At 69.6% G+C, this 6546-nt stretch carries 5 protein-coding genes and 3 tRNA genes; 7 read left to right on the top strand and 1 reads right to left on the bottom strand.

Features of this window, described 5'->3' with window-relative positions:
- On the bottom strand, window positions 1-2188 hold a 2188-nt coding region (locus GA0115242_RS34200), incomplete at its 3' end, for a sensor histidine kinase (protein ID WP_141721859.1).
- 625 nt (window positions 2189-2813) lie between these two features.
- Here GA0115242_RS34200 and GA0115242_RS34195 point away from each other — a divergent pair.
- The 7 genes from GA0115242_RS34195 to GA0115242_RS34165 all read left to right on the top strand — a co-directional run bounded on the left by GA0115242_RS34195 (window position 2814) and on the right by GA0115242_RS34165 (window position 6541).
- Complete coding sequence (locus GA0115242_RS34195) at window positions 2814-3011, top strand: hypothetical protein (RefSeq protein ID WP_093835522.1); 198 nt, start codon at window positions 2814-2816, stop codon at window positions 3009-3011.
- A gap of 79 nt (window positions 3012-3090) precedes the next feature.
- A complete protein-coding gene (locus GA0115242_RS34190; protein ID WP_093835520.1) occupies window positions 3091-3876 on the top strand; it encodes a fumarylacetoacetate hydrolase family protein in 786 nt (261 codons plus the stop codon).
- Complete coding sequence (gene gltX / locus GA0115242_RS34185; RefSeq protein WP_093835518.1) at window positions 3869-5353, top strand: glutamate--tRNA ligase; 1485 nt, start codon at window positions 3869-3871, stop codon at window positions 5351-5353. The genes GA0115242_RS34190 and gltX overlap by 8 nt, the downstream gene beginning before the upstream one ends.
- A gap of 80 nt (window positions 5354-5433) precedes the next feature.
- The gene (locus GA0115242_RS34180; RefSeq protein WP_093835524.1) at window positions 5434-6165 is read left to right on the top strand and encodes an HAD family hydrolase; all 732 of its coding nucleotides are present in this window, start codon (window positions 5434-5436) and stop codon (window positions 6163-6165) included.
- 91 nt (window positions 6166-6256) lie between these two features.
- Window positions 6257-6328: transfer RNA gene (locus tag GA0115242_RS34175), tRNA-Gln, on the top strand.
- Window positions 6329-6368: 40 nt separating this feature from the next.
- Window positions 6369-6441, top strand: a tRNA-Glu gene (locus GA0115242_RS34170).
- Window positions 6442-6468: 27 nt separating this feature from the next.
- A tRNA-Glu gene (locus GA0115242_RS34165) sits at window positions 6469-6541 on the top strand.
- Window positions 6542-6546 lie beyond the last annotated feature (5 nt).

Genomic DNA, 6546 nt, shown 5'->3' with positions numbered 1-6546 from the left:
CCTGACCGGGCTTCGGCTGCGGCTTGCGGCCGCCCTGGGCGACGTCGACGGGGAGCATGACCAGCGCGGTCGTGCCACCGGAGTCGGACGGGCGGAGCTGGATGCGGATGCCGTGCCGCTGGGACAGGCGGCCGACCACGAACAGACCCATGCGGCGGGAGACCGAGACGTCCACGGTGGGCGGCGAGGCCAGCCGCTCGTTGATCGCCGCGAGGTCCTCGGGGGAGAGGCCGATGCCGGTGTCGTGGATCTCGATCAGCACCCGCCCGTCGGGCAGCGCGTGACCGGTGACCTTGACCTTGGTCTGCGGGGAGGAGAACGACGTGGCGTTCTCCAGCAGCTCGGCGAGCAGGTGCACGAGGTCGTTGACGACGCGGCCGGCGACCTCGGTGGTCGGCACCGAGGCCAGCTCGATGCGCTCGTACTGCTCCACCTCGGACGCGGCGGCGCGCAGCACGTCGACCAGCGGGACCGGGCGGGTCCAGCGGCGGCCGGGCTCCTCACCGGCGAGGACGAGGAGGTTCTCGCCGTTGCGGCGCATGCGGGTCGCGAGGTGGTCGAGCTTGAAGAGGGAGGAGAGCTGGTCCGGGTCGGCCTCGCGGGACTCCAGTTCGGAGATGAGCGACAGCTGACGCTGGATGAGGCCCTGGGAGCGGCGCGAGAGGTTGGTGAACATCGCGTTGACGTTGCCCCGCAGCAGGGCCTGCTCGGCGGCGAGGCGGACGGCCTCGCGGTGCACGTCGTCGAAGGCCGCGGCGACCTGGCCGATCTCGTCCCGGGAGTGCACACCGACCGACTCGACGGAGGTGTCGACGTCCTGCGGGTCCGACTCCGAGAGCTGCTTGACCAGCTCGGGCAGCCGGTCCTGGGCGACCTTGGTGGCCGTCTCCTGGAGCCGCCGCAGCGAGCGGATCATGGACCGGGCGACGACGAAGGCGCCGACCAGCGAGACACCGAGCACGAGCAGGATCAGCGCACCCGAGATGATCGCCTCGCTCTCCGAGGCGGAGCGCAGCTCGCGGGCCTTCTGCTCCATGTCCTCCAGGAGCGAGTGCTCGATCTTCTTCATCTGCTCGATCTTCGTCGAGCTGTCGTCGACCCAGTCCTGGTAGGACCGCTTCTGGAGGTCGGTCAGACCGTCGTCACTGGCCAGGGCGCGGGACGCGTAGGTGTCCGTGGCCTTGATGTTGACGTTGTTCTCCTCGATGGGCTTGAGGAGAGCGGCGGCCTTGTCGGTGCCGTAGATGCTCTTGAAGCTGCGCAGCTCGGAGGACTGGCTCTGGAGCGCCGACTGGGCGTAGAGGCGGTCGTTGTCCGAGAGGTTGCCGAAGCTCGTGTTGTTCGCGGGGAGCGCGGCGGCGAGGACCGCGCGCTGCACCGACGCGTACTCCTTGGCGGAGGAGAAGGAGGCCAGGGCGCGGGTGCGCTGGATCATCTCCGGGTTGCTGGTCGCCTCGGCCATGTCCTGGGAGAGGTCCAGCAGGTGCGTGATGAGGCGGTGGTACGCCTCGACCGTCTGGGTCGAGTTGTCCTTGGCCTCGTAGGCGGTGTTGCGGATCTTGGCGAGCTGGTCGAGGTCGCTGACCACGCCGACCAGGCTCTCGCGGACGCCCTGGAGGTTGCCGTTCTTGCTGGAGGCGTCGATCTGCTCGGCGGCGTCGACGAAGTTCGTGACCGCCCGGTCCGACTTCTCGCGGTAGCCCTTGACCGTGTAGTCGCTCGCCTTGGAGCCGTGTGCCAGCGGACCCGCCGACTGGTCGCGCTCCTCCTGGAGCGCGGCGGCCAGCTCGGTGGCCTGCTTGGTCATGTCCGTCAGCAGCTTCATGTTGTCGAGCTGCTGGATGTCGTCCATGTTGTCGCTGATGCGCAGGGCGCCCAGCGAGGTGGCCGCGACCACGGGGAGCGCGAGCAGCGACACCAGGCGCGTGGAGATGCGCCAGTTGCGCAGGGCGACGCGCGATCCGGGGCCGTTGGGTCCCTTGGGCGGCTTGGCCTGCGCGGCGGGCGGGGCCGAGGGCCCGGACCCGGGGGCGCCGGAGCGGCCGGAGCGGTCACCGCCGTCGCCGGACGGGTTCTGGCCCTGGTTCTGGGCGTGCTGGGGCGAGGAGCTGCCTGCCGTGGGACCAGTCCCGTCGCGCAGCTCCGGCTCCGCCGAAGCGCTGCCATCCCTCTTGAAACGTCCCTGCACTAGCGTCGCAACCTCTGGACCAGGCGCCCCTCCGCACAACGGAAGGACACGGTGTCGGCGTTGTAGGGAGCGTCCTGAACACGCCCCCCGTCGTCGGTCGTGAGTGACCGGCGCTGCTCCCCCCATCTCGCCGCCGGCGGTGTTCTCCACGGCCCCCTGTGCGCCGGTCTCGATACCCGCGGCGGTCCGTGGAATTCCAGCACAGTGCAGGATCTCCAACAAGGCCCGAGCACCACGTGGTCCCCTAGGTCACACCTTGTGAGTGCCGGGTCACCTGATGTAGAAAATGATCTCGTCCAAAGCGGGCTCAACTGCGCGAATCGCAGGGGTCCGAGGGGTGTCCCAGTCGCCATGATCAGGAGCGGAATGATGGCTTCAGGTGCCCAATGTCCGTTTCGTTGGGGTGGGTTGTAGGTCGCGATTGACCGAAACATTCCCTCTGTGGTGAGCAAAATCACACCCTCATCACGAGGTCTCCACGGCTTCGGTGGGGAAGGGCATGTTTAACCTGACGCTTTACAAGACGTGACAAGTTGACAACCTTCAGCCTTCAACCGCGCCCGCGCGTGAGGCCCTTCGGACCACCTCATCCGGACGCCCCGACACGACAAGGGTCACCCCAACCGTGAAGACGACGACAACGGCAGCCCCGTTCCGCCCCACCGCCAACCCCCGTCGCACCACCCTCGTGCACGTGAAGGAGGCCGGCGTCCCGCAGGCCCCCGCGGCCGCCGAGCACACCACCGAACTGCCGGCCCAGACCGCCAACCCGCGCCGCACCGTCCTCGTCGACCTGCCGGTCCGCACCCCGGTCGCCGACTGAGCGCAGGCGGCGCCCGCCCCCGCCGCGTTAGCCTGGAGCGTCAGACTCCAGCCAGCTCAGTGAGGGGCGCAACGATCCCGTGCGCATCGCCAGGTTCTCCATCGACGGGAACGTCGCCTTCGGCGCGGTCGAGGGCGACAAGCCCGACGAGCTCGTCCTCGACATCATCAAGGGCATCCCGTTCGCGGACTTCGAGCTCTCCGGCACGAAGGTCCCGCTGAGCAAGGTCAGGCTGCTGCCGCCGGTGCTCCCCAACAAGGTCGTCGCCTTCGGCCGCAACTACGCCGAGCACGCCCGCGAGCTGGACAACGAGGTGCCGGACGCGCCGTTCGCCTTCTTCAAGCCGTCCACCTCGGTGATCGGCCCCGGCGACGCCGTCCAGTACCCGCCGTTCTCCGAGGAACTGCACCACGAGGCCGAACTGGCCGTCGTCATCGGCCGGATGTGCCGCGAGGTGCCCCGCGACCGGGTCCAGGACGTCGTCTTCGGCTTCACCTGCGCCAACGACGTCACCGCGCGGGACGTCCAGCGCCGCGAGAAGCAGTGGGGCCGCGCCAAGGGCTTCGACACCTCGTGCCCGCTCGGCCCCTGGGTGGAGACCGGCATGGACCTGGCGACCGCCGGCGACCTGACCGTCCAGCTCACGGTCAACGGCGAACAGCGGCAGCTCGGCCGGACGAGCGAGATGATCCACTCCATCGAGGACCTGGTCGTCAACATCTCCGAGGCCATGACGTTGCTCCCCGGTGACGTGATCCTCACCGGCACCCCCGCGGGGGTCGGCCCCCTGCACGTCGGCGACGAGGTCGCCGTCACCATCGAAGGCATCGGCACTCTCACCAACAAGGTTGTCAAGCGTGGCTAGCGCACCCGGCTCCCCCGTACGCGTCCGTTTCTGTCCCTCGCCCACCGGCAACCCGCACGTGGGCCTGGTCCGCACCGCCCTGTTCAACTGGGCGTTCGCCAAGCACCACCAGGGCACCCTGGTCTTCCGCATCGAGGACACCGACGCCGCCCGCGACTCGGAGGAGTCGTACACCCAGCTCCTCGACTCGCTGCGCTGGCTCGGCTTCGACTGGGACGAGGGCCCCGAGGTCGGCGGCCCGCACGCCCCCTACCGCCAGTCGCAGCGGATGGACATCTACCGCGACGTCGCGGACCGGCTCCTCGACGCGGGCCGCGCCTACCGCTGCTACTGCTCCACCGCCGAGCTGGACGCCCGCCGTGACGCCGCTCGCGCCGCCGGCCGCCCCTCCGGCTACGACGGCCACTGCCGCGACCTGAGCGCCGAGCAGGTCGAGGGCTACCGCGCCGAGGGCCGCGAGCCGATCGTCCGCTTCCGGATGCCCGACGAGACGATCACCTTCACCGACCTGGTCCGCGGCGAACTCACCTTCACCGCGGAGAACGTCCCGGACTACGGCATCGTCCGCGCCAACGGCGCCCCGCTGTACACCCTGGTCAACCCGGTCGACGACGCCCTGATGGAGATCACCCACGTCCTGCGCGGCGAGGACCTGCTCTCCTCCACCCCGCGCCAGATCGCCCTCTACGAGGCGCTGATCGACCTGGGCGTCGCCAAGGAGATCCCCGCCTTCGGGCACCTGCCCTACGTGATGGGGGAGGGCAACAAGAAGCTCTCCAAGCGCGACCCCGAGTCCTCGCTCAACCTCTACCGCGAGCGCGGCTTCCTCCCCGAGGGACTGCTCAACTACCTCTCCCTGCTGGGCTGGTCGCTCTCCGCCGACCAGGACATCTTCACGCTGGACGAGATGGTCGCGGCCTTCGAGATCTCCGACGTGAACCCCAACCCGGCCCGCTTCGACCTCAAGAAGTGCGAGGCGATCAACGCCGACCACATCCGGCTGCTCGCCGTGGAGGACTTCACCGAGCGCTGCGCCCCGTGGCTGCGGGCCCCGTTCGCCCCGTGGGCCGCCGAGGACTTCGACGAGGCCAAGTGGCAGGCGGTCGCCCCGCACGCGCAGACCCGCGTCAAGGTCCTCTCCGAGATCACCGACAACGTCGACTTCCTCTTCCTCCCCGAGCCGGTCTCCGACGAGGCGAGCTGGACGAAGGCCATGAAGGACGGGTCGGACGCCCTGCTGCGCACCGCCCGCGAGAAGCTGGAGGCCGCCGACTGGACCTCCGCCGAGTCCCTCAAGGAGGCCGTCCTGGCCGCCGGTGAGGCCCACGGGCTCAAGCTCGGCAAGGCGCAGGCCCCGGTCCGCGTCGCCGTCACCGGCCGCACGGTCGGCCTGCCCCTCTTCGAGTCCCTGGAGATCCTGGGCAAGGAGAAGACCCTGGCCCGCGTCGACGCGGCCCTGGCCCGGCTCACCGCGTAACCGCCCGCGGCCCGCAGGGGCGGTGTCCGGACCCCCGGATGCCGCCCCTTTTCCGGTGCCGGGCCGGTACCGTCGACACCATGGTGATCAAAGCCGTCGTCTGGGACGTCGACGACACCCTCTTCGACTACACGACCGCCGACCGCGAGGGCATGCGCTCCCATCTGGTCGCCGAGGGGCTCATGGCGCGCTTCGACGGCGCCGAACAGGCCCTCGCGCACTGGCGGGAGATCACCGAGCGGCAGTGGGCGCGGTTCTCGGCGGGCGAGGCGGACTTCGAGACGCAGCGCAGGGACCGGGTCCGGGTCTTCCTGGAACGGGAGCTGACCGACCCCGAGGCCGACGACTGGTTCGCGCGCTACCTCACCCACTACGAGTCCGCCTGGTCCCTCTTCCCCGACGTGCTGCCCGTCCTGGACGCGCTCGCGCACAGCCACCGGCACGCGGTGCTCTCCAACTCCAGCCTCACCGTCCAGGACCGCAAGCTGCGCAGCCTCGGGGTGCACGACCGCTTCGAGACGGTCCTGTGCGCCGTCGAACTCGGCGTCTCCAAGCCCGACGCCGCGGCCTTCCTCGCGGCCTGCGACGCCCTGGAACTCGCCCCGCGCCAGGTCGCGTACGTCGGCGACCATCCGGAGATCGACGGTCGCGGGGCCGCCGACGCCGGACTCCTCTCGGTGTGGATCGACCGCACCGGCGCGCACGCCCCGGTCCGCGCGGACGGCGGCCCGCACCGGATCGTCTCGCTCGCCGAACTCCCCGTGATCCTCGGCTCGGATACCCGTTTTGGAGCCCCGTCCACCTTCAGGTAATGTTCTTCCTGCGCCGCCGGGGAGCGGGCCGAAAGGCCGGGAACCGGGGGAGCAAGCTAGAACAAGATCCCTCACGGGATTTGCGTTCCAGTGGCCTATGGTGTAATTGGCAGCACGACTGATTCTGGTTCAGTTAGTCTTGGTTCGAGTCCAGGTAGGCCAGCTCGCAGAGCTCATCTGCGCCCAGCGGATCACATCCGCGAGCCCCCGTTGTGTAGCGGCCTAGCACGCTGCCCTCTCAAGGCAGTAGCGCCGGTTCGAATCCGGTCGGGGGTACTGATCTTGCACGACAAGATCGCTAGGGCCCCCGTTGTGTAGCGGCCTAGCACGCCGCCCTCTCAAGGCGGTAGCGCCGGTTCGAATCCGGTCGGGGGTACGAAC

The sequence above is a fragment of the Streptomyces sp. SolWspMP-5a-2 genome, assembly GCF_900091845.1.
Taxonomy (GTDB): domain Bacteria; phylum Actinomycetota; class Actinomycetes; order Streptomycetales; family Streptomycetaceae; genus Streptomyces; species Streptomyces doudnae.
This window is presented reverse-complemented; position numbering and strand designations above follow the sequence as displayed.

Bases quoted from the DNA above. Each gene is read 5' to 3' on its own strand.
- GA0115242_RS34180 (WP_093835524.1), top strand. From the start codon at position 5,434: ATGGTGATCAAAGCCGTCGTCTGGGACGTCGACGACACCCTCTTCGAC.